Origin of the sequence: Cupriavidus numazuensis, from assembly GCF_905397435.1 — a bacterium.
Classification (GTDB): domain Bacteria; phylum Pseudomonadota; class Gammaproteobacteria; order Burkholderiales; family Burkholderiaceae; genus Cupriavidus; species Cupriavidus numazuensis.
On the sequence record NZ_CAJPVI010000091.1, the window covers coordinates 1 to 21,837 of the forward strand.

Genomic DNA, 21,837 nt, shown 5'->3' on the forward strand with positions numbered 1-21,837 from the left:
CTGACTCGATTTCCACGTTGCGATTACTCATCGCCCGCGCGATCACCAGCAAGCTTCCGCGCTGTCCGTGTTGCTGGGATGTCAGGCTATATTTGTGACACAGTAAGAGTAAAGAAGGCGCCCAGATAGCCGCCGCCGCTGACCGTGGAAAGGTAGTCGAACTGGGCCAGCAGCGACGACGTCGGCGCGGGTGCACCCGGCGGCTCGCGCTCCGGTTCTGGCTCAGGTTCCGCATCGGATTTCGGCCGCGGCGTACCAGCCAGCGCCTGCAGCACGCCGAGGCAAAACGTGGCGCTGCGGATGCCGCCGCCAGACAGCGCCAGTGCCCAGTTGCGACCATCGCCACCGGGCCTTGCCGGAATGCCGAGCTGCCGCCGCCTTTGCGCGATACGGGCTGCTTCGTCGCCGAATCCATGGTCATCTGCGGGCATGCACGCCTCCGTTGCGGACGGTCTGTGCCAAGTATAGGTCGCTCGTCATCCTGTGCCGGATCCGGCGCCCAACGTCGCCGGCACGGCCGTATTGCCCGCTTATTCGCGTTAACCCTGATTGTTCGGTAGGCCCGCGGACGCCTAGCATTTCTCTGTATAAGAGACGTTGTCTCTATTTAAGAGACACAAGGCAGTCGAAATGCTCAAGACCCTCGATGGCGCGTTGGCGCTGTTGACCCACTTCAATGCGCGCCAGCCAAGCTGGGGCGTGCGCGAACTTGCACGTGAAAGCGGTGTGCACCACGCGGTGGTCCACCGCGTGCTCGCGACGTTCGCCGCCAATGGCTTCCTGGTGCAGGACGCCGCCGGCCGCTATGGCCTGGGCCTGCGCTGGTTCGAACTCGGACAGGTCATGCGCAAGACCTTCTCGCCGGCCGAGGTCGTGCAGCCCGCGCTGGAAGCGCTAGCGCGGCAGAGCGGGGAGACCGTGTTCCTGTCGTGGCTCGATGGCGAGGAAGGCCTGTGTACCGATATCGCCCACAGCCAGCATCAGCTTCGCTTTTCGATCGAGGTCGGCCAGCGCTTCGCGCTCGATGCCGGCGCGCATGCCAAGGCGATCCTGGCGTTCCAGCCGGAATCCCTGCGCGAGCGCGTGGCGCAGCGCGCGGGGCTGTCCGCACAACAGCTGGAAGCACGCCTTGCGCAGGTCCGCGCCGATGGCTGGTCCTATACCTGCGAAGAATCCACGGCCACCGTGGCGGGCCTGGCTGTGCCGCTGTACAGCCGCGATACGCGAACCGTGATCGGCTCGCTGGCGATTGCAGGTCCGCTGCAGCGCCTGGACGAACAAGCCCTGCCGCGCCTGCTCGATGCGCTGCGGGCCGCACGCGACACCATCGGGCCGGTGACGGGATTCCTGCGCTGACAACACATGGCGCACCGCCAGCCGGGCTGGCAGGGCGCGCAAAACGAGACAACACTAGGGAGGAAAGGTAGACATGACGCCTATGCAAACAGAACTGAACGCGCCGGGGGTGGCGCAACCAGCGACAAGAACGCGCTTCATGGAGCCGCTCCTGCTGCTGGTTTCCGTGGGGCTGTCCGTGTTCGGCGCGATGATCGGCATGCAGTTGATCGTGTCGCTGGGCATCTCGGCCAATACCTCGATCATCGGCGCGCTGATCGCCATCGTGTTCTCGCGCATTCCGCTCGAGGTGACGCGGCGCTTCCGCGTGCTGGAGCGGCAGAACCTGGTGCAGACCGCGATCTCGTCGGCCACGTTCGGCGCGGCCAATTCGCTGATGATCCCGATCGGCGTGCCGTACGCCATGGGCATGCCCGAGCTGGCCACGCCGATGCTGATCGGCGCGGTCATCGCCATGTTCGTCGACGGCGCGATGCTGTACTTCCTGTTCGGCAGCAAGATCTTCCCGGCCACGGGCACCTGGCCTGCGGGCATTGCCACCGCTGAAGCGATCTGGGCGGGCGACCGCGGTGGTCGCAAGGCGGCGTTCCTTGGCCTCGGCATCGCGGTTGGTGTCGGCGGCGCGTGGCTCGGCGTGCCGATGTCTGCGTTCGGCGCGGCCTTCCTCGGCAACCTGGCGGCGCTGACCATGTTCGGCGTCGGCCTGCTGGTGCGCGGTTACTCGGTGGCGCTGACTGGCATCGACATCGCCAAGGCCTACATCCCGCACGGCCTGATGATCGGTGCCGGCATCGTCGCGCTGTTCCAGGTGGCCAATGAAATCCGCCGCGCGCGCCATGCGCCGGCCGCCGATGCGCGCACGATCGAAGTGCCCGCCTCGCGCGCCAGCCGCATCCTGTCGGGCGGCTTCCTGATCTATCTGGCGATCGCGCTGCTGATCTCGGTACTCGCCGGACACGTCTCCGACATGTCGCTCGGCATGCTGGTCGTGTTCGTGCTGTACGCCGCGTTCGCCGCCTATGTGCACGAGCTGATCGTCGGCATCGCCGCGATGCACTCGGGCTGGTTCCCGGCCTTTGCCGTGGCGCTGATCACGTTGACCATCGGCATCCTGATCGGCTTCCCGCCGACGGCGCTCGCGGTGCTGGTGGGCTTCTCGGCCGCCACCGGCCCGGCCTTCGCCGACATGGGCTACGACCTGAAGACCGGCTACCTGCTGCGCGGCGAAGGCCGTGACATGGAAGCCGAACTCGCCGGCCGCAAGCAGCAGTTCCTGGCCGCGATGATCGGCTTCGCCGTGGCCGCAGTCGTGGTGCTCGTGTTCCACGGCACCTTCTTCTCGCAGAACCTGATCCCGCCTGTCGACCGCGTCTACGCGGCGTCGATCAAGGCTGGCTCATCCGCCGAAATCGCGCGCAACCTCATGATCTGGGCGGTTCCCGGTGCGCTGCTGCAGCTGATCGGCGGCTCCAAGCGCCAGCTTGGCATCCTGCTGTCGACCGGCATGCTGATTGCCTCGCCGTTGGCCGGCTGGGCAGTATTGGCGGGCCTGCTGATCCGCTTCGTGGTGCAGCGCCTGCGCGGCGACAAGCACGTGGCGGAGATGAGCGCCTTTGCCGGCGGCGTGATCGCGGGCGATGCGCTGTTCAGCTTCTTCGGCTCCGTCACCAAGCTGCGCAAGTAACACCCTCCTCCCGCATTAGCATTACCTGAGACGTTCCATGGATATCCAAGCGATCCGTGCCGGCACTCCGCTGACGGCCTCCACCATCTACCTCGACACGGCCGCGGCCTCGCTGCCGCCCGATGCCGTGCTCGACACCGTGCGCAGCTACCTGCTCGATACGGGCCACGTGGGCATCTATCTGCCGGCGTTCCGCAAGGAGACCTATGCACGCGTGGACGCCGTGCGCGGCAAGCTGGCCGCGCTGCTGAACGTGGCGGCCGACGAGATCGCCTTTACCAAGAACGCGACGGAGAGCATCTCGCTGGTCGCACGCGGCATCGCCTGGCAAGCCGGTGATGAAGTGCTGGTGGCCGACACCGAGATGCTCAGCAACCTGCTGCCGTGGCGCCGGCTCGAGCAAACCCACGGCATCGTGGTGAAGATGGTCGCCGCCAATGCCGAAGGCCTGCTGTCGCCGGACGCTTTCGCCGCCGCGATCACGCCGCGCACACGCCTGCTGACGTTTTCGCATCTGCCGAACTCGACGGGCGCCGTGCAGCCTGCCGCGCAGATCTGCGCCGTGGCGCGCCAGCATGGCGTGCTGTCGCTCGTCAATGCCGCGCAAAGCGTCGGCATGCTGCGCTCGGACGTGGCCGAACTCGATTGCGACTTCCTCGCCGGCTGCGGCCGCAAGGCGCTGCGCGCGACCGAGGGCTCGGGCTTCCTGTATGTGCGCCGCGCGCTGATCGATCAGATCGAGCCCTCACTGGTCGGCTGGTGGAACGGCGCCTATGACCGCGCGACCGGTGCGCTGTCGCTCGTCGCCGGCGCGCGCCGGTTCGAGGCGGGCTGCCCGATCGTGCCGGCGATCCTTGGCATGGGCACGGCGATCGACTACGCGATGGAGATTGGCATCGACGCCATCGAGGCACGCGTGCGCGACCTGACCGAGTACGCGGTGGCAAAGTTCTCGTCGATCCCCGGCTTCGAACTATATGGCCCGGCCGACGTGTCGAACCGCATCGGCATCGTGCCATTCAACGTGCGCGGCGTGGACCCGGCCAGCATCGTCGCGGCGCTCGAAACGCAGCAATGCATCATCGAAGCCGGCAATTTCATGGCGGACGCGATCCTGGCGCGCTATGGCGTGTCGACCATGGCGCGTGTGTCGCTGCACTACTTCAATACCCACGAGGAAATCGACCGCGTGGCCGCGCTGATCCGCGCCGCCATTGCCTGATCTCCGATCGCATCCCTGAAGGAATACAAGACATGACCCAACGCATTCTCCTGATGAGCAGCTCGCGCAAGGACAACCTCGGCTATCTCGAGCACGCCAGCGAGCAGATCCACACGCTGCTCAAGCGCGAGCCGCGCAAGGTGCTGTTCGTGCCGTTCGCGGGCGTGACGTTCAGCTTCGATACCTATGAAGGCATGGTCAAGCCGGTGTTCGAAAAGCTCGGCTATGCGCTCGAATCGATCCACCACAGCGCCGATCCGCTGCGCGCGGTGAACGAAGCCGAGGCCATCGCCGTGGGCGGCGGCAACACGTTTGCGCTGCTCAAGCGCCTGTATGACGCGGGCATCGTCGACGCGATTCGCGCGAAGGTGCGGGCTGGCACGCCGTACGTCGGCTGGAGCGCCGGCAGCAACGTGGCGTGCCCGACCATCCGCACGACCAACGACATGCCGATCGTGCAGCCGCCCTCGCTGCGCGCGCTCGGCCTGGTGCCGTTCCAGATCAACCCGCACTTCATCAGCGGCAAGCCCGCTGGCCATAACGGCGAAAGCCGTGAAGAGCGTCTGGCGGAGTTCCTGCATATCAATGCACCGGAACAGGTGTTCGCGCTGCCCGAAGGTTCCGCGCTGTACAGCGACGGCACCCACGGCACGGTGCTCGGCGAGCGCCATGCGCTGTGGTTCCCGGCGGAAGGCAAGGTCGAGACCATCCGTGAAGGCGAGACCTTCCCGCTGTCGCGCATCAACGGTCCGGCAGGAATGCAGGACTGGACGGGCTTTGCGGTTTGAGCAGGTAAGCCCATCACAGTGCCGCTCCGGTTTGCTCCCCTCTCCCACTCGGTGGGAGAGGGGCCGGGGGAGAGGGCAGGAGCCACCACGAAGTAAGCCGTGTCGCAACTGCGAGCGCCCGCCCTCTCCCCCGCCCCTCTCCCGCAAGCGGGAGAGGGGAGAAAACCCGCGAACGCGCTGAATCGCCTCATGTAAGCAGGCCACCAGCACAACAACTCGAAATTCCCATACCGGCTGCAGCGATCTGCCACCGGTACGGCCCCCCTTTTACCCTCTGGAGGAGAAACCACAATGAGCCAACCGTTCCGCCGCGCCGCCCGCGTGGCCCTGCCGCTGCTGATGAGCCTGCCCGCCGCCGCCATGGCGCAGTCAGGCCTCACGCTGTACGGCGTCGTCGACAGCGCGCTGACGTACCAGACGCATTCCAACCCGGCTGGCGACGCGGTACTCGGCCTGCAGCAGGGCGGCGAAGGCTTCCTGTCGGGCAGCCGCTTCGGCCTGCGCGGCAACGAGGATCTTGGTAGCGGGCTCACGGCCGGCTTCGTGCTGGAGAACGGCTTCCTGACCGATACCGGCAAGCTGGACCAGCAAGGCCAGCTGTTCGGCCGCCAGGCCTACGTTAAGATCGGCAACCGGTGGGGCGAGTTGGCCATGGGCCGGCAGTACACCACGGCCAATACCATGCTGTACTACGTCGACCCGCTCGGCGTCGGTGCGGCGCCGTCGAACTCGTGGATGGTGTACCTGACCGGCCAGCGCTACGACAACGCCATCAGCTATACCGGCAACTTCGGCCCGGTCTCGGTCATCGCCGAATACGCACTCGGCGAGACGGCAGGCAAGGGTTCGGCAAGTTCGTCGGTATCGCTGGGTCTCAAGTACGCGGCCGGCCCGATTACCGCGATTGGCGACTTCCAGCAGACCCGCGATATCCAGAGCCGTGCCGCGCGTATCTACATGGCCGGCCTGAATGCCTCCGTCGGCCGCGGCAACCTGTTCGCCAACTATATCTACAGCGACCGCGACGGCGGTTTCGATTCGTCGCGCGGAGGCACCGACACGGCCACCATCACGAGCATGTCGACTGCGCCCACGCCGACCAACCGCGCCGCCATCAACTCGGTCTTCAACGGCAGCCGCCGCGACGACTTTTTCACCGTCGGCGCGAGCTACCCCGTCACCGGCAACGTGACGCTGATCGGCAGCGTGATGCACAACCGCACGCGCGCCGACAACTTCAGCGGCAACCGGACCACCGCTTACGGCGTGGCCGACTACGCGTTCAGCAAGCGCACCGACGCCTATCTGGCCGTCGCCTACGACTGGGTGCGCGGCGACTGGTCCGGCCTGTTTGGCAACAACACCACGAGCTGGACCGGCGACAGCGGCCGACGCCTTGACGGCCGCGACAACCAGACCACGGTCATGGTCGGCCTGCGCCACAAGTTCTGATCGCACTTCCCGCCGCGCACCACCGCGTGTGCGGCACCACGCAATTTCATTTGGAGAAAGCCATGGCCCTGCAGCAGACACTGGTCATTCATGAAGCCCTGGACAGCCCGAACGCCAACGGCGCGGTCGTCCAGGAACTGTTCGCCCCCTACGCCGAAGCCGGCGTAACGGTCGAAGTGACCACGGTGCACAACGCTCCGCCTGAGAACACCGCCAACACCAGCGACTTCATCACCATCGTGGCGCCGGGCACCGCGGGCAAGCGCGCAGGCGGCAAGGCGCCGACGCTCGGCGTGATCGGCCGCAATGGCGCCATCGGCGCGCGGCCCGAGCTGGTCGGTCTGGTCTCGGACGCGGATGGCCCGATCGGCTGCCTGGCCGTGGCGCTGAAGCTCGCCCAGATGAAGGCGCGTGGCGACCACCTGGCCGGCGACATTATCGTGACGACGCACCTGTCGACCAATGTGTCGATGCAGCCACATGACCCGGTGCCGTTCATGGGCATGCCGGTGTCGTCCGACACCATGAACGATTACCAGGTACTACCGGAAATGGACGCGATCCTGTCGATCGATGCGTCCAAGGGCAACAGCATCATCAAGCATCGCGGCTTCGCGATCTCGCCGACGGCCATGCAGGGCTACATCCTGCGCGTGAGCCCGGACCTGGTTGCGACGATGGAATCGACCACCGGCTGCCCGGCCGTCACGTTCCCGATCTCGCAGCAGGACATCACGCCGTACCACAACGGCCTGTACCACTTCAACAGCATCATGCAGCCACACGTGGCCACGCAGGCACCGGTGGTGGGCGTGGCGGTCACGGCACAATCGGTCGTCTCGGGCAGCGCCACGTCGGCCAACCACGAGATCGACATTGCCGAGGCCGTGCGCTTCTGCGTGGAAGTGGGCAAGCGTTTTGGCGCCGGCAAGTGCCAGTTCTTCAACGCGGCCGAGTGGGAGAAGATCCGCGCGGTCTACCCGGACCTGTCGGTGTTCCAGACCGCCGGCAAACGCTGAAAGCTGCCGCCCAGGGGGGCGGCTCAGCCGGCCGTCGCGTCGTTGGCGGCGTGTGCCGCCGTGGGGGCGATATCGGCGCCGTGCAGGCGCTTCCATTCGTCGAAGCCACCTAACAGTGCCCACGTCTTCGCATAGCCGGCCACGCGAAGCCGTTCTGCCAGGATGGCCGCCGAGATCTCGTTCGGGCAGGCACAGTAGACGACGATATCGCGCGATTCAAGCTGGACGCGCAGTGAATCGAGCGGTCCGTGCATGTCGACGACCAGGGCGCCCGGAATACGCTCGATCGGCACCGGCCCATGCGCGCGCACGTCGAGCACCAGCGGCAGCGTACCGGCGCGGCGGCGCGCTTCGAGTTCATCGACAGTCATGCGCGGTATCCGCCGCGTGCGGCGCAGCATGTGGAAACGCCACCACACGCGCCAGGCCAGGAACAGCGCGAATGCGCCCAGCAACGCCATCACCGCCAGATGCCCGTAGGCGCTGAATGCCGCGAGAATGACATCCACAAAATCGCTGAACACCACGCCGATGAGCAGCGCCGCGCCCGCCCATACCAGCGCGCCCAAGGCGTCATAGAACAGGAACACCGGCAACGGCGTGGCGGTCATGCCAGCCATGGCGGTGGACAGCGCACCGGCGCCGGGCAGCAGTTTGGCGAATACCAGCGAACGTGGTCCTACACGAAGATAGAGCGACTGGGTCTGGCGAATGCAGGTGTCCGGCGACATCGACACCTTGCAGATCGTGCGCAGCATCGGCTGGCCCAGCCGGCGGCCTGCAAAATACCAGGCGGTATCCGCGATCAGGCAGGCCGCAATGACGGCTGCCAGCACCGCGCCAATGGAAGGGCCGGCTTCCTGCACACCGAGTGCTCCGGCCACGAACAGCATCGGATACGCCGGAATCGGCAGCCCTGCCTGTTCCGCCAGCACGTTCAGGAATACCAGCATCAGCCCATGGTGTTCCAGCATGGTCTGCAACTCGCCCACAGCCGTCTCCCCGTCCAGTCTCGCGCATTGATCAGACCGACAGTGTGCCAGCGGCGGTGTCGCCTTGCACGCGCGCCGTCTGCACGGGATATTCAAATTCCCTGAGCCTGCGCCACCGGCAACGACTTCTACTGGACCAACCGGCAGCGGCGGGCGAAATCCACCAGTTCCACGAGCGAGCTGACCTGCAGCTTGGTCATGATGCGTGCCTTGTAGCTGCTGACGGTCTTGTTGCTGATAAACAGTTCGCCGCTGATGGTCTTGTATGAGAGGCCGCGCGCCAGCATCTTGAGCACGACCAGCTCCTTGTCGGACAGGCGGCGCAGGTTCTCGTCGTCGCCGCACAGCACGGGTCCGGGCGAGCCGCGCCGCGCCAGCGCCGGAAATACCGTATAGCCGGCCAGCACCGACTCCACCGAGCGCAGGATTTCCCGGATGTCCTGCGTCTTGCTGACGAAACCCTGCACGCCAGCCTGCCACGAGCGCGACACGAACACCGCCGGATCGAGCGCCGTCACGACGAGGATACGCACCTGCGGATGGATGTCGCGCACCCTTGTCGCTACATCGAGCCCGCCGATGCGCGGAATGTCGAGGTCAAGCATCACCAGTTCCGGCTTGTGCTGGCGCACGGCCTCGATCGCGCACTGGCCGTTGTCGGCTTCAAGAATATGCTCCACGCCGAGCAATTGCGAAAGCTGCGATCTCATCACCAGCCGCAACGCGGGGTGATCATCGACGATCAGGACGGTAGCCATGCTTGCCTGTCTGTTCCTCTGTATCGGTATATCGGTTTCGGTGTCGGTCAGGAATGCGTCCGGGCGCCGGAAGACCGGCAACCGCGGGAGAGGAAACGCGCATTCGGAAACGCCGCATTGGGAGCGCGAAACACAAGCGGGAAAGTATAGGCAGGCACCGTCGTCGCGGCATGAAGAGAACTCTGCTTCAGGGCGAAGCAATTTCCTTGCGTTCTTTGGGCAGATTCTTCTTTAGATTCGCGGAATTGCTACCTAAAGTCGGTCGGGCACGCGCCGGTTCGAGGCCAGCCCCTTCCGTTTGCAGGGGAAAACGCGCTTGTGCGACAGGTGCTAATCTATTTCATTGGTGTCATCCAGGAGAGATCACCGTGTCCCGCAAAACCCCCATCGAGCGCTACCGCAACATCGGCATCAGTGCCCATATCGACGCCGGCAAGACGACGACGACGGAGCGTATCCTGTTTTACACCGGCGTCAATCACAAGCTGGGGGAAGTGCACGATGGCGCTGCGACCATGGACTGGATGGAGCAGGAGCAGGAGCGCGGCATCACCATCACGTCCGCGGCGACCACGGCGTTCTGGAAGGGCATGGCCGGCAACTATCCCGAGCACCGCATCAACATCATCGATACGCCCGGACACGTCGACTTCACCATCGAAGTCGAGCGTTCCATGCGCGTGCTGGACGGCGCGTGCATGGTCTATGACGCCGTGGGCGGCGTGCAGCCGCAATCCGAGACGGTCTGGCGCCAGGCCAACAAGTACAGCGTGCCGCGCATCGCGTTCGTCAACAAGATGGACCGTGTCGGCGCGGACTTCTTCCGCGTGCAGACCCAGATCGCCGACCGCCTGAAGGGGCGCGCCGTGCCGATCCAGATCCCGGTTGGCGCGGAAGACCATTTCCAGGGCGTGGTCGACCTGGTCAAGATGAAGGCCGTGGTCTGGGACGATGCCAGCCAGGGCGTGCGTTTCGAATATGTGGACATCCCGGCCGAATTGCGGCCGGTCGCGCAGGAATGGCGCGACAAGATGATCGAGGCCGCGGCCGAAGCCGACGAGACGCTGCTCGAACAGTACCTGGCCGGCGAACCGCTCACCGAGGCGCAGATCAAGCAAGGCCTGCGCAAGCGCACGATCGCCAACGAGATCGTGCCGATGCTGTGCGGCAGTGCGTTCAAGAACAAGGGCGTGCAGAGCATGCTCGACGCGGTGATCGACTACCTGCCCTCGCCCGCCGATGTGCCCGCCATCCTCGGCCATACCGAGGACGATCGCGAAGCCGAGCGCCACCCGAATGACGACGAGCCGTTCTCCGCGCTCGCATTCAAGATCATGACCGACCCGTTCGTCGGCCAGCTCATTTTCTTCCGCGTGTATTCGGGCGTGGTGAATTCGGGCGACACGGTCTACAACCCGGTCAAGGGCAAGCGCGAGCGGCTCGGGCGCATCTTGCAGATGCATGCCAATGTGCGCCAGGAAATCAAGGAAGTGCGCGCCGGCGACATCGCCGCGGCGGTCGGACTCAAGGAAGCCACCACCGGCGATACGCTGTGCGATCCGGGCAAGGTCATCATCCTCGAACGCATGAGCTTCCCCGAACCGGTGATCTCGCAGGCCGTGGAGCCGAAGACCAAGGCCGACCAGGAAAAGATGGGCATCGCGCTGAACCGCCTGGCGCAGGAAGACCCGTCGTTCCGCGTGACGACCGACGAGGAATCCGGCCAGACCATCATCTCCGGCATGGGTGAGTTGCACCTGGAAATCCTGGTGGACCGCATGCGCCGCGAGTTCGGCGTGGAGGCATCGGTCGGCAAGCCGCAGGTGGCTTACCGCGAAACCGTCCGCCAGGCCGTCAAGGACGTCGAGGGCAAGTTCATCAAGCAATCCGGTGGCCGCGGGCAGTATGGCCACGTAGTGCTCAACCTCGAGCCGATGCCGCACGGCGGCGGCTACGAGTTCGTCGATGCCATCAAGGGCGGCGTAGTGCCGCGCGAATTCATCCCCGCCGTGGACAAGGGCATTCGCGAGACGCTGACCGCTGGTGTGCTGGCCGGCTACCCGGTGGTGGACGTCAAGGCCACGCTGGTGTTCGGTTCGTACCACGACGTGGACTCGAACGAAAACGCGTTCCGCATGGCCGGTTCGATGGCGTTCAAGGAAGGCATGCGGCGCGCCAAGCCGATCCTGCTCGAACCGATGATGTCGGTGGAAGTGGAAACGCCGGAGGAATTCACCGGCAACGTGATGGGCGACCTGTCGTCACGGCGCGGCATAGTGCACGGCATGGAAGAGATCGCGGGCGGCGGCGGCAAGGTCGTGCGCGCCGAGGTGCCGCTGGCGACGATGTTCGGCTACTCGACTTCTCTGCGCTCGCTCACGCAGGGGCGCGCGACGTTCACCATGGAGTTCAAGCATTACGCCGAGGCGCCGGCTAATGTGGCTGAGGCGGTGATTAATGCGAAGAAGGTGGGGTAGGGGATTGATGTTGGGAATGGGGTGTCGTGCTTGGCCGGCGCCGCGGTTTCGCCGGCGTAGCCGGCGGGTTTTGGTTGAGACCGGGGTATCGTTCTTGGCCTGCGCCGCTGTTTCGCCGGCTTAGCCGGCGAGTCACTTTTTGTCCGAGCGACAAAAAGTAACCAAAAAGCGCGTCGTTGCCGCTGGCCATCAATTCCACGGCGGCAGTCGTTCAAACGGCTTTGGACGCCTGCGATGGTGGTCGGCCGTTCCAACCTGCTACGCCATGTGAGTCAGAACCTGTGCCTTGCGCGGCACGGCTTTTGGACGATCCCCAAGACGGACTCGGGTACAGCGCTTCAACCAAGTCAGTGGTGGGACGCCTTCGGCTGCGCTGCGCGCACGTCGTCGTCGGGAGGCGAGCTCATCAACGTCGCTGGCGCCTAGGTTCGTCCGAAATCCTTTCTCTACTTCGCGCATGCCATGCGCGGGCATCGTCTCCGAGGCGTGGTTTGCCCTGGGCCTGCGTGCTCAGACTAGGGCTCTGCGCGCAGCGCAGCCGAAGGCGATCACTCGATATCGATAGCAGCAGGGGCCACGAACGCTTGCAGGGCTCGTTCAATCAGCGCTGTATTCCCACTCACGGTGGTGCCCCACGCGGCAGGCAGCGTAATTCACTCTGAAGCCCATACCCGTACAACACCCCTGGCACACTACGATAAAAATTCGCCCCTTTGGGGCAACCAAAACGCGTTTTTGGTTACTTTTGTCGCTCGGACAAAAGTGACTCGCCGGCTACGCCGGCGAAACAGCGGCGCCCGCCAAGAGCGATAACCCCCGCATTTCACCGTGGAACCTCTCCCCCCTCACACTGCCGCCGTCATCCTGAAAATCCCCTGCGCATTACCCGCATCAAACCCCAGGTCATAACGCAGGCCCGCCGCAGGCGCATCGGCAAAACGATCACGCGTAATGAACTCGTAGAACGAACCGGGCACATCGCGCTCCACGGTCTCACCGTCAGCCCCAATGAACTGACGCCGCACCATGTCGGCACGGAACGCAGTCTGCTTCACGCGGCCGCTGCCCGAGACCTCCACCTTGTCCTTCATCGGTCGGCCCAGCGCCTTCTGCTGCGCCGACAGCGCGAACACGTCGTCCACGCGATCGGTGGCGTGGTTGAAGGCGTTGCCTTCGGTCGCAATCCACGCCATCTCGGCCGATTCGCGCAGCAGCGTTTCGTAGTCCGCCAGTCTCGGGACATCATGCTGACGCTCGAAGCAAGGCACCAGCAGGCCGATCAATTCAACGCCGTCGGCTACCGCCAGCAAGCCATCGCGTTCCAGTTGCCACAGCAGCGTCTGGGCACGCGGCGTCAGCGGATCGGCGGAGTTGCCGGTCACGCGGCCGATCGCCGCGCGGAAGGCGTCGCTGAAGCCTTCCGGGTGGAACTCGCTCACGAAAAACTGTGCGATGCCTTCGGGCGCGTCGGCATGAGCATAGGAGCGTCCGGTCATGCGGATGCGATCAAGCGGATAGTGGCCGTTCAGCCGATAGCCGAGCGGACGCAGGATGCGCGTGAACGCGGCCTCGCCCTCGGGCAGGGCGCCATTGTCGCGCCACTTGACCGTGCGCAGCGCGCCGTGATCGAAGACCACCTTGCCGCCGGTGGCGGCCACGTCATCGGTATAGGCACGTCCGGTCGGCACCCGGTCCAGGATGCCGGCGAACAACACCATGTTCAGCGCCTGCGCAATCTCGGCGCGCGTGGCGCGACCTTCGGCATCGGACGGCAGGTCGTCGGGCACGCTGACGAGCGACAGCAGGTGGCGGGTACGGGATTCACCGAGGTTGGCGGACAGCAGCGTGGCGATATTCGGGTGCATGGCGATTGGCGGGAGGCAGGAATTTGCCGGGGCAGGATAGGGGCGGCACGGTGACTCGACAAGCGCGGAATCCGCACAACATTGTGCGTGCCGCGCACAAAGTGTCGTGCGGGTCGCTGGCGCTATACTGGTCGCCCCCCGCGCCGTCCGTAGTCAACCCCATGAGAAACGACATCCCCCACCTCGGCGCGCTGCAGGCCTTCGAGGCCTCGGCGCGGCTGGGCAGCTTCACGCGCGCGGCCGATGAACTGGCACTCACGCAGAGCGCCGTGGGCCGCCAGGTAGCGATGCTGGAGCAACGACTGGGCGTGGCGCTGTTCACGCGCGTGCGCCGGCGCCTGGTACTGACCGACACGGGCCGCGAGTACGCGGCCCGCATCCGCCGCCATCTGGATCACCTGCAGCGCGATACGTTGGAGATCACCGCTGGCCGTGCCATGGGCTACACGCTGGAGCTCGCGGTGGTGCCGACCTTTGCCACGCAATGGCTGATTCCGCGCCTGCCCGACTTTGCGCGGCGGCACCCGAACATCACCGTCAACCTGAGCGCCCGCTCGCAGCCGTTCTCGTTCCAGGAGTGCGCTTACGACGCCGCGATCTACTTCGGCGACCAGTTCTGGCCCGGCACGCGCGGCGGCATGATTTTCCGCGAAGGCAGTGTGGTGCCGGTCTGCAGCCCGGCGTTCCTTGAGGGGAACCCGGTCGCTGATGCCGCCGCGTTCTCGCGTTGCCGCCACCTGCACCTGAGCACGCGCGCGCATGCATGGCGCGACTGGTATGCCGCGCAGGGCTGGGACTACGGCATCGCCGCATCGCGCGGGCCGCGCTATGAGCTGTTCACGATGATGACCGCTGCCGCAGCGGCCGGCCTTGGCATCGGCCTGGCACCGCGGCTGCTGGTCGAGCGCGAACTGCGCAGCGGCGAGCTCGTCGTGCCGGTCGAGGGCGTGCTCGATGAACAGCAGGGCTACTACTTCGCGTATCCCGAGGGCCGGCCGCCGCCCGACGCGCTCGAAGCGTTCCGCGAATGGATCCTGGACCTGCCGCGAGAATCGTCTTTGACGACCTGAACGCCCTCAGCCAAGCTGCGCCGTACGCTGCTCGAACGCACGGATCACGGCCGCCATGTCAGCCTGGCCAAGCCCCAGCGCTTCGGTCTCGCCGTAAAGCGCATGGCAGACATCGAGCAGCGGCGACGCCATCCCCGCCGCCCTCGCCGCCTCGGCAACCAGCCGGCTGTTCTTCAGCACATCGGTAATGGCGGCCTGCACCGAGAAGTCGCGCGCGGCCAGCTTCGCCACTTTGATGCGCGACACATCGCTTGCCATCGGGCTCGCATTGGCCACGGCCATGAAATGCGCCGGATCGAGCCCGTGGCGTTCGGCAAAATGCATGGCCTCCGCCAGCCCGGTGACCATCGTGATCAGGAACACGTTGACCGCAAGCTTCATCGTCAGCGCGTTCGGCACGGCACCACAGGGGATCGCCTCACGGCACATCGGCGCCAGCAGCGGCCGCACTGGCTCCACGGCGGCCGCGTCGCCCGCAAGCATGGCAACGAGCTGGCCCGCCTCTGCCGGCTTGCGCGAGCCCGACACGGGCGCTTCGACATATTGGCCGCCCGCCTGACGGATATCGGCCTCCAGCCCGTGGGAGTACGCGGCCGAAGTGGTCCCCATATGCACGATCGTTCGTTCGCGAACCCGCGCGGCAAAGTCCGGCGTGCCGCGGCCCAGTGCCTCGTCGATGGCCGCGTCGTTCGCCAGCATCAGGATCACCACGCCGGCGCGGGCGAACACATCCGCCGCGCTGTCCGCCACCGTGGCGCCAGCCTCCACCAGAGGCTGGTACTTCCCGCCCGATCGGTTCCACACCACCAGCGGCGTGCCGGCTCGCGCGAGGTTGAGCGCCATGGGCTGCCCCATGACGCCGAGTCCGATGAATCCCACCGCCATGTGCGTCTCCGGTTGGCGTTAGCATTGGTGCCAGCGTACAAAGCCATGCGGAGACTGTCTTGAACGATTGTGCAGGCGATAGCGGCGCACCACTGCGAAATCGCATGCGGTTCGGGCCCGGTGCCGCAGGCATCGAGCGTGCCGAGGCGCAGTTCCTTGATCACGCGTTCGCCCCGCACCGCCACGCAACCTATGCCATTGGCATCACGCTGAGCGGCGTGCAGACCTTCCGCTATCGCGGCGAAACCCGCCACTGCCTGCCCGGGGAATGCCACATCCTGCATCCCGACGAGCTGCACGACGGCCGCGCCGGTACGCCGGAGGGCTTCGGCTACCGGATCGTCTATGTCGATCCGGCGCTGGTGCAGCAGGCGCTGGGCGGACGCGCGCTGCCGTTCGTACCGGCACCGGTGGTCGGAACGGCACGGATCGCGGATTGCCTTGCCAGCGGCGTATGGAATCTCGACGATCCCGTCGACGCGCTGTGCGGCGTGGATATCGTGGCATCGGTCACGCAATTGCTGCTCGACGCCGCCGGGCACCCGTCCGGCGAGCGCTCCCGCGCGCTGGCCCTCCCCGCGCTGATGCGCGTGCGCGAGCTGATCATCGGCGACAGCCAGCGCGAACTCGGCATGGAAGCGCTGGAGCAGGCGGCAGGCCTCGACCGCTGGACCATCGCGCGCCAGTTCCGCGTGCTGTTCGGCACGAGTCCGGGCCGCTTCCGCACGCAATGCCAGCTCGCCCGGGTACGGCATCTGCTGATGCAAGGCGCATCACTGAGCGCCGCCGCGATCGAGGCGGGATTCGCCGATCAGAGCCATATGACGCGGCATTTCAAAGGCGCTTTCGGGGTGACGCCGGGAAGATGGGTGGAGGCGCTGTCGGGCATGACCGGCCGAGCCAACCCATGAGAATTGCCCTCCTCGCGAAAAATTCAAAATTCCCCTTGTAATGAGATCGATTCCCATTTACTATGGCATCACTGTCTGACGCAGCAACAACGCGAAACAGGCAAAAGCAGGCAAACCGGCCAGGCTGGCACCGTCGCGGTACGCGGCGTGGGCAGCGGGCCAGCCGGGAAGAATTTCGGATCGCCGCCAGCAGGCGGCATCCCGTTACCGACTTTTGTGGGGACCGCTCCGTAACGCGGAGCGTTTGGCAGTAGCCAGTCGCCGGATGGTCGGGAAAGCAACCAGACCCCGCTTTCCCGACCGCGTCATCCGTCGACAAGCCAAGCCGCCTTTTTATTCCGCGCGCCGCTCAGCCGTTCCGGCACGGCGCCACGTCCGGGACGCACCGCAAGGGCGTTCCGGACGTCTTTCAGCCTGATTTCCACCGATTTTCCCGACGCCATCCCTGGATGGCGCCTGTAGCCGCATGCCATGCCAACCGTGATGTCCGATCCTGCCCACCTGAAGCGCGCCGGTCTCAAGGCCACGTCGCCCCGCATGCGCATCCTGGAGGTGTTCCGCACCAGCGACCGGCGCCATCTGAGCGCCGAAGACGTTTATCGCATCCTGCTCACGCAGGACGACGACGCCGGGCTGTCGACCGTGTACCGCGTGCTCAACCAGCTAGTGCAGGCCGAGATCCTGCTGCGCCACAGCTTCGAGTCGGATCATGCGGTGTTCGAGCTCAACGAGGGCGGCCATCACGACCATCTGATCTGCGTGAACTGCGGGCGCGTCGAGGAATTCCGGGACGAACGCATCGAGCAGCGCCAGCGCCAGGTGGCTGCCGACAACGATTTCGCGCTGCGTGAGCACATGCTGGTGCTGTATGGCATCTGCCCGGAATGCCGGGCCGAACGACCGGCCGGCTGACATGCACGGCGCACCTTAGCAGGAGCCGATCATGGACCGACTGACCAAGCCTCTGTCCGAACTGAAGCGTTTGCTCAACCTGTGCCTGCGCCAAGAGCCGGGCTGCCAGGACTGCCAGCTACGTGCGCTGTGCGTGCACCGGCCGGACCACACCGGCTGCAACTGGAGCGCCGAAGTCGATTTCCCCGAGCGCTCCGAGGCCGATGCCGTGCGCAACCTGCGCCAGGCGCGCCGCGTGGTGACGCTGGTACGCGAGCGCTACAACGTCGTGAGCGGCGCCTGAAGCTCAGCCACGCGCGGGTGCGGGCTGTGCCAGTGGCCTGGACGGCCGCAACACCAGCCACACTGCGGCACCAATCAGCGCGCCACCCGCCAGGTGCGCCCACGACAGCGATTCGTGCAGGAACAGCGCGCCCCAGACTATGCCGAACGGCGGAATCAGGAACGTGACGGTCAGGGAACGCACCGGACCAAGGTCGGCAATCAGCCTGTAATAGAGGATGTAAGCCAGCGCAGTGCATACCACGCCGAGACCCAGCATGGCCGCCCAGACCCCGGCGCCCGCATCGGGCAGCGTGTTGTGCTGTGCCAGCGCGCCGACGCTGAACGGCAGCAGGAACAGCGTTGCTCCGATCAGGCTGCCGGCAGCGACGAGGCGGCTGTCCAGCCCGCCCCGCTCGGTGATCCACCGGCGTGTCAGGAACCCAGCCAGCCCATAGCATGCTGTGGCCACCAGGCAGGCCAGCGCCCCAAGCATTACATGCACGGAAAACGCCACCGGACCGGTGCGCGTGAGTACCGCCACACCGGCAATGCCCAGCAACACACCCGCTGCCTTGGCCCGGGTCAATCGCTCGGCAAAGCACAGCGCACCGATCAGCACGCCCATCAGCGGCGTCATGGCATTGAACACCGCGGAATATCCGGCCGGCAGCCAGAGCGCCGCGACGGCATACATCACAAACGGAATCCCGGAGTTCACCACGCCGAGCATGAGCACCGCCGGCCACTTGCCGCGCATCTCCCAACGCAGGCCCAGTATCGGCAGGCAGGCGGCTAGCGTGACCGCACCGATCAGAATGCGCACGAAGGCGGTCGGAAATGGTCCCAGGACCGGGGCCCCGATACGGAGGAACAGGAAACTGGCGCCCCAGAGGGCGGCCAGCGACAACAGGCGGACGAGATCGGCGGGTTTCATGGTTCGGTGACTTGCCATTGGGGCATGGGCGGATTAGACGCCAGCACGAGCCCAGGCCGCAAGCTGTTTTCGGACGTCTCCATGACGGCAGGAGGCTTCGCTTTGCGTCGCGAAATTGCGAATAAATCATCACAAAAATACGATTTTCTTGCGATTTAAGGCACCAATCCGACGATCCGGACGGTTGCACGCAACGTGACCTTCCAGAAGCCTTACGGTGACACCCCTCGGTAGAGGGGGATGTACGTCAAGCGCGTGACAAGGCGACTTCGATCAAACTAAAATCTGGTCTGCGCCAGAGTTAATTGACCCCTCCGACGCATTCCCGACAAGCCGCCAGGACTCTGGCGGCTTCTTTTTTGCCGAAACGAGGCGCAAGCTTACAGTTCCGGCATGCCATGCAAGTTTGTGACGCCCGTGCCGGCCGCATGCTTCACATTGCAAAACTTGCGTCAACCAGCCTTCCCTGTTCCGCGTTGCCTGCCACATGAAACGACAGTTCCTGGGCTTGCTCGCCCGTGTTTACGTCCTGCAGTTCGCCATGGAAGTCCCCGCGACCGTGGCCATGCTTGCAGAAATGTTGATGGAATACGGCTTCCAGGTCGATATCGGCACGGTGCGGCCACTGCTGCGCGCGTTGCAGATGGAGGGGTATCTGCAATCTGTCCTCCGGGATGGCATCGGGCGTGTCTATCTGCTCACGGAGCAGGGACGTGAAGAATTGCGGACCAGCCGGGAGCGGATTGATGATCTGTATCGGCGGCTGCATGCGCCGGACGCGGTGGGTAGTGAGTCTGTGACCGGGCAGGCCTGAGACCCGCCCGCGCCTGGATCTCGCGATTTTTGCGACTTCCGCTGGCACGCAGGGCGTACCTGTTTCTGCGTAGTTGCCGAGCCGGCAGACCGGCCTCAACGGACAATCCGCTCTTGGAAGTGCTCTCGAAAGATCCGGGGCGCGGTTAGATGACATTGCAAGCACAGGCAATCGTCGCCTATGCTGTCCATGCGGCACGCACAAAGTGCTCGCGACGCGATGTGACAAGAAAGAAGAAGAAACACTCCCGCAGCGGAGTGCCGCGTATCCGCGCATACAGACGCGGCGCGCTCAATGGGCGTTAGTGCAGTCAAGGGATAGTGACTATCGCGCACGGGCGATCGAGGCTCGTGGGCAGGATAATCCGGTGACCCATGGCAGATACTTTCCTGTTCAGCAAGCCGTTCACATTTCTCGCCTGTCCGGGCATGTCGGAAATCCGGGCGGGTATCGAGGGGCTGGAAGCCCTTCCGGGGCATTTGTTCTGGCTCGAGAACGAAGACTTTATCCGCCGGGTTCACGTGGCGGATTTCCGCGAGCAGAGCCGCACGGCGCTGGAAGCGGCGATGCCCGGTGGGGTAGCGCTGATCGATGCGCTGGCCGACGAGATCCGCGGCAACGTCAATCCTCTCCCCGCGCTTCAAGGCCTTGATACCGAAGTCGCCGCCCTTGCTCACTCCTATTGCTATTGGCACTACTGTGCCGATGTGCTCGGGCGCTCCCAAGGCATTCCACGCAGTTCGATAGAAAGACAATTCGAGCGGGCAGTCGCGCCGCGTGATGGTGCGCACAAGCTGCAGTGGATGTGCCCGTGCTGCGATGGACGGGCAAACTACCAGGTCGACGGCTTGCTCGCGACCCAGCGGCCGGTGCGACAGGGCGGCTTTGCCATCGAATGTCCGCACTGCGGTCATCAGGAGCGGCTATATGCGGGATTCCTGCATGCGGGGCGGCTGGAATGTCACTGCGCCGTGTGCAAAAGCGTTGTCCAGACGCTGGCTTTGCAGTTGACCAGGCCCGCACGCAAACTGTCGGAGAGCCTCGAAGCCTATGCGTGGCGGCATGCCGCAGAGACCGCCGCGGAAATCAGCGAACTCAAGGAAGTCGCCACCCGAAGACTGGCGCGCGGTGACAAGCCGTCAGAGAACGCAATGGCTTTTGCCTTGGCAGTCCTTTCGAATGAGCATCGTTCGATGCCGGAACTGCTCGCTCAGGTAGATCCCACCCTCGAAGGCAGGCTCGCCAAAAATCCGAGAGCCTGGGCTCTGTTATGCGAGCTGCTACAGCAGGGTGCGATCGACTGCGAATGCCAGATCTATGATCAGGACGGATGCGAGCGCGCGGCGCTGGAGATCTCCGTGCTCGACGATGACCGTGCAGCGGTGACCGCCATCGCGCAAGATGCGCTCGCATGTTTGCTGAAAGGTTATCAACCCTCCGATCGCGACAGCTTCGTCAACTGGATCAAGGCATTGAAGCGATTGCGGCTTTGCACGGCAAGGTCCAATGCTGCCGTGGATATCAGCTGGAAGCCTAACCTGGCTCACTGCCGTATTCTCGCCGCCCGGCAGCCGTCAGGTGACGATGTTCCCTATGTGTATGCAAGCGGATCGCAGTTGCTGGTCGCACAGCATGCTCGTGGACGGGAACGTCCGGTGTACCTGGATGCCGAACTGGAGGCGCTGAGGTTGCTGAAATCGCTTGGTTATATTGTGCTCAGTCCCGAGGATATACGCTGGCAGCACGATCGACTGGAAGATCTCCTTTGATCGGACTTGTCGTAGACCTTCCGCTTGGTTCTTCGCCGGATTGGTGATTTGGTTATCGTTTTTGGCATGCGCAACGGCGTCGCCGGCGGGGGTTTTGGGGCTGGGATTAAGGTGTCGTTCTTGGCAGGCGCCGCTGTTTCGCCGGCGTAGCCGGCGACCTACTCTTTTGTCCGAGCGACAAAAGAGTAGGCAGAAAAGCGCGTCGTTGCCGCTGGCCATCAATTCCACGGTGGCAGGAGTTCAAACGGCTTTGGACGCCTGCGATGGTGGTCGGCCGTTCCAACCTGCTAACGCTATGTGAGTCAGAACCTGTGCCTGGCGCGGCACGGCGTTTGGACGATCCCCAAGACGGACTCGGGTACAGCCTTCCAACACGGTCAGTGGTGGGACGCCTTCGGCTGCGCTGCGCGCGCATCCTGGTCGGGGCGCAAGCTCAACAACGTCGCTGGCGCCCGAGGTCTGTATTTCTTCTCCCTCTCTCCACTTGGCGCATGCAATGCGCGGGCCTCGTTACCGAGGCGTGGTTTGCCCTGGCCCTGCGTGCCCAGACTAGAGCTCTGCGCGTAGCGCAGCCGAAGGCGATCACCCGATGCCGCTAGCAGCAGGGGCCACAGACGCTTGCAGGGCTCGTCCAATCAGCGCTGTATTCCCACTCACGGTGGTGC

Annotated in this window: 18 protein-coding genes and 1 pseudogene; 13 read left to right on the forward strand and 6 right to left on the reverse strand. The window is 65.0% G+C overall.

The window, feature by feature from the left end; translation table 11 throughout:
- Positions 1-107: 107 nt before the first annotated feature.
- Positions 108-431: pseudogene (locus KHO41_RS38480) on the reverse strand (hypothetical protein); the annotation flags it as partial.
- Between the two features lie 199 nt (positions 432-630).
- Between KHO41_RS38480 and KHO41_RS38485 the strand changes: the two are divergent.
- The 6 genes from KHO41_RS38485 (at position 631) to KHO41_RS38510 (ending at position 7,521) form a co-directional block, all read left to right on the forward strand.
- Positions 631-1,356, forward strand: coding sequence for an IclR family transcriptional regulator (locus KHO41_RS38485; RefSeq protein ID WP_211958461.1), 726 nt, complete (start codon positions 631-633; stop codon positions 1,354-1,356).
- A 73-nt stretch (positions 1,357-1,429) separates the two neighbouring features.
- Positions 1,430-3,040 carry an OPT/YSL family transporter gene (locus KHO41_RS38490; RefSeq protein ID WP_211958462.1) on the forward strand — a complete coding sequence of 537 codons (1,611 nt, stop codon included), beginning with the start codon at positions 1,430-1,432 and terminating at the stop codon, positions 3,038-3,040.
- 37 nt (positions 3,041-3,077) lie between these two features.
- Positions 3,078-4,262 carry an aminotransferase class V-fold PLP-dependent enzyme gene (locus KHO41_RS38495; RefSeq protein ID WP_211958463.1) on the forward strand — a complete coding sequence of 395 codons (1,185 nt, stop codon included), beginning with the start codon at positions 3,078-3,080 and terminating at the stop codon, positions 4,260-4,262.
- A 32-nt stretch (positions 4,263-4,294) separates the two neighbouring features.
- Positions 4,295-5,050 carry a dipeptidase PepE gene (gene pepE / locus KHO41_RS38500; protein WP_211958464.1) on the forward strand — a complete coding sequence of 252 codons (756 nt, stop codon included), beginning with the start codon at positions 4,295-4,297 and terminating at the stop codon, positions 5,048-5,050.
- A gap of 291 nt (positions 5,051-5,341) precedes the next feature.
- Positions 5,342-6,502: a porin gene (locus tag KHO41_RS38505; protein ID WP_211958465.1), complete on the forward strand. Its 1,161-nt coding sequence runs from the start codon at positions 5,342-5,344 to the stop codon at positions 6,500-6,502.
- Between the two features lie 62 nt (positions 6,503-6,564).
- Entirely contained in the window at positions 6,565-7,521 is a 957-nt protein-coding gene (locus KHO41_RS38510; protein WP_211958466.1) for a DUF1177 domain-containing protein, read from the forward strand.
- Positions 7,522-7,544: 23 nt separating this feature from the next.
- Here KHO41_RS38510 and KHO41_RS38515 read toward each other — a convergent pair whose 3' ends face one another.
- Together KHO41_RS38515 and KHO41_RS38520 are read right to left on the reverse strand one after the other, a co-directional pair.
- Positions 7,545-8,513 carry a DedA family protein/thiosulfate sulfurtransferase GlpE gene (locus KHO41_RS38515; protein ID WP_211958467.1) on the reverse strand — a complete coding sequence of 323 codons (969 nt, stop codon included), beginning with the start codon at positions 8,511-8,513 and terminating at the stop codon, positions 7,545-7,547.
- A gap of 128 nt (positions 8,514-8,641) precedes the next feature.
- Positions 8,642-9,271, reverse strand: a complete 630-nt coding sequence (locus KHO41_RS38520) for a response regulator transcription factor (protein WP_211958468.1) — start codon at positions 9,269-9,271, stop codon at positions 8,642-8,644.
- A 368-nt stretch (positions 9,272-9,639) separates the two neighbouring features.
- On the opposite strand from KHO41_RS38520, the gene fusA reads away from it, so the two are divergent.
- The gene (gene fusA, locus KHO41_RS38525) at positions 9,640-11,748 is read left to right on the forward strand and encodes an elongation factor G (RefSeq protein ID WP_211958469.1); all 2,109 of its coding nucleotides are present in this window, start codon (positions 9,640-9,642) and stop codon (positions 11,746-11,748) included.
- 845 nt (positions 11,749-12,593) lie between these two features.
- Here the strand turns inward: fusA and KHO41_RS38530 are convergent.
- A complete protein-coding gene (locus KHO41_RS38530) occupies positions 12,594-13,613 on the reverse strand; it encodes a DUF1338 domain-containing protein (protein WP_211958470.1) in 1,020 nt (339 codons plus the stop codon).
- 161 nt (positions 13,614-13,774) lie between these two features.
- Between KHO41_RS38530 and KHO41_RS38535 the strand changes: the two genes are divergently transcribed.
- Positions 13,775-14,683 carry a LysR substrate-binding domain-containing protein gene (locus KHO41_RS38535; protein WP_211958471.1) on the forward strand — a complete coding sequence of 303 codons (909 nt, stop codon included), beginning with the start codon at positions 13,775-13,777 and terminating at the stop codon, positions 14,681-14,683.
- A gap of 6 nt (positions 14,684-14,689) precedes the next feature.
- Here the strand turns inward: KHO41_RS38535 and KHO41_RS38540 are convergent, their stop codons facing one another.
- Positions 14,690-15,568, reverse strand: coding sequence for an NAD(P)-dependent oxidoreductase (locus KHO41_RS38540; RefSeq protein WP_211958472.1), 879 nt, complete (start codon positions 15,566-15,568; stop codon positions 14,690-14,692).
- A 59-nt stretch (positions 15,569-15,627) separates the two neighbouring features.
- On the opposite strand from KHO41_RS38540, the gene KHO41_RS38545 reads away from it, so the two are divergent.
- From KHO41_RS38545 to KHO41_RS38555, 3 genes are all read left to right on the forward strand, one after another.
- Positions 15,628-16,479 (forward strand): AraC family transcriptional regulator, encoded by an 852-nt coding sequence (locus KHO41_RS38545; protein WP_211958473.1) that lies wholly within the window; start codon positions 15,628-15,630, stop codon positions 16,477-16,479.
- A gap of 471 nt (positions 16,480-16,950) precedes the next feature.
- Positions 16,951-17,391 carry a ferric iron uptake transcriptional regulator gene (gene fur / locus KHO41_RS38550; protein ID WP_211958474.1) on the forward strand — a complete coding sequence of 147 codons (441 nt, stop codon included), beginning with the start codon at positions 16,951-16,953 and terminating at the stop codon, positions 17,389-17,391.
- Between the two features lie 31 nt (positions 17,392-17,422).
- The gene (locus KHO41_RS38555; RefSeq protein ID WP_211958475.1) at positions 17,423-17,674 is read left to right on the forward strand and encodes a hypothetical protein; all 252 of its coding nucleotides are present in this window, start codon (positions 17,423-17,425) and stop codon (positions 17,672-17,674) included.
- A gap of 3 nt (positions 17,675-17,677) precedes the next feature.
- Here the strand turns inward: KHO41_RS38555 and KHO41_RS38560 are convergent, their stop codons facing one another.
- Complete coding sequence (locus tag KHO41_RS38560; protein WP_211958476.1) at positions 17,678-18,589, reverse strand: DMT family transporter; 912 nt, start codon at positions 18,587-18,589, stop codon at positions 17,678-17,680.
- A 487-nt stretch (positions 18,590-19,076) separates the two neighbouring features.
- On the opposite strand from KHO41_RS38560, the gene KHO41_RS38565 reads away from it, so the two are divergent.
- Positions 19,077-19,403, forward strand: coding sequence for a PadR family transcriptional regulator (locus KHO41_RS38565; protein WP_211958477.1), 327 nt, complete (start codon positions 19,077-19,079; stop codon positions 19,401-19,403).
- A 374-nt stretch (positions 19,404-19,777) separates the two neighbouring features.
- On the forward strand, positions 19,778-21,172 hold the full coding sequence (locus KHO41_RS38570) for a hypothetical protein (RefSeq protein ID WP_211958478.1): 1,395 nt from the start codon (positions 19,778-19,780) through the stop codon (positions 21,170-21,172).
- The last annotated feature ends 665 nt before the right edge of the window (positions 21,173-21,837 follow it).

Excerpts from the sequence above, each read along its gene's own strand:
- KHO41_RS38505 (WP_211958465.1), top strand. The coding sequence starts at position 5,342 with ATGAGCCAACCGTTCCGCCGCGCCGCCCGCGTGGCCCTGCCGCTGCTG.
- KHO41_RS38510 (WP_211958466.1), top strand. The coding sequence starts at position 6,565 with ATGGCCCTGCAGCAGACACTGGTCATTCATGAAGCCCTGGACAGCCCG.
- KHO41_RS38560 (WP_211958476.1), bottom strand. The coding sequence starts at position 18,589 with ATGAAACCCGCCGATCTCGTCCGCCTGTTGTCGCTGGCCGCCCTCTGG.
- KHO41_RS38555 (WP_211958475.1), top strand. The coding sequence starts at position 17,423 with ATGGACCGACTGACCAAGCCTCTGTCCGAACTGAAGCGTTTGCTCAAC.
- KHO41_RS38520 (WP_211958468.1), bottom strand. The coding sequence starts at position 9,271 with ATGGCTACCGTCCTGATCGTCGATGATCACCCCGCGTTGCGGCTGGTG.
- KHO41_RS38495 (WP_211958463.1), top strand. The coding sequence starts at position 3,078 with ATGGATATCCAAGCGATCCGTGCCGGCACTCCGCTGACGGCCTCCACC.
- KHO41_RS38535 (WP_211958471.1), top strand. The coding sequence starts at position 13,775 with ATGAGAAACGACATCCCCCACCTCGGCGCGCTGCAGGCCTTCGAGGCC.
- KHO41_RS38570 (WP_211958478.1), top strand. The coding sequence starts at position 19,778 with ATGGCAGATACTTTCCTGTTCAGCAAGCCGTTCACATTTCTCGCCTGT.
- pepE (WP_211958464.1), top strand. The coding sequence starts at position 4,295 with ATGACCCAACGCATTCTCCTGATGAGCAGCTCGCGCAAGGACAACCTC.
- KHO41_RS38485 (WP_211958461.1), top strand. The coding sequence starts at position 631 with ATGCTCAAGACCCTCGATGGCGCGTTGGCGCTGTTGACCCACTTCAAT.
- KHO41_RS38490 (WP_211958462.1), top strand. The coding sequence starts at position 1,430 with ATGACGCCTATGCAAACAGAACTGAACGCGCCGGGGGTGGCGCAACCA.
- KHO41_RS38565 (WP_211958477.1), top strand. The coding sequence starts at position 19,077 with ATGAAACGACAGTTCCTGGGCTTGCTCGCCCGTGTTTACGTCCTGCAG.
- fur (WP_211958474.1), top strand. The coding sequence starts at position 16,951 with ATGCCAACCGTGATGTCCGATCCTGCCCACCTGAAGCGCGCCGGTCTC.
- KHO41_RS38540 (WP_211958472.1), bottom strand. The coding sequence starts at position 15,568 with ATGGCGGTGGGATTCATCGGACTCGGCGTCATGGGGCAGCCCATGGCG.
- KHO41_RS38530 (WP_211958470.1), bottom strand. The coding sequence starts at position 13,613 with ATGCACCCGAATATCGCCACGCTGCTGTCCGCCAACCTCGGTGAATCC.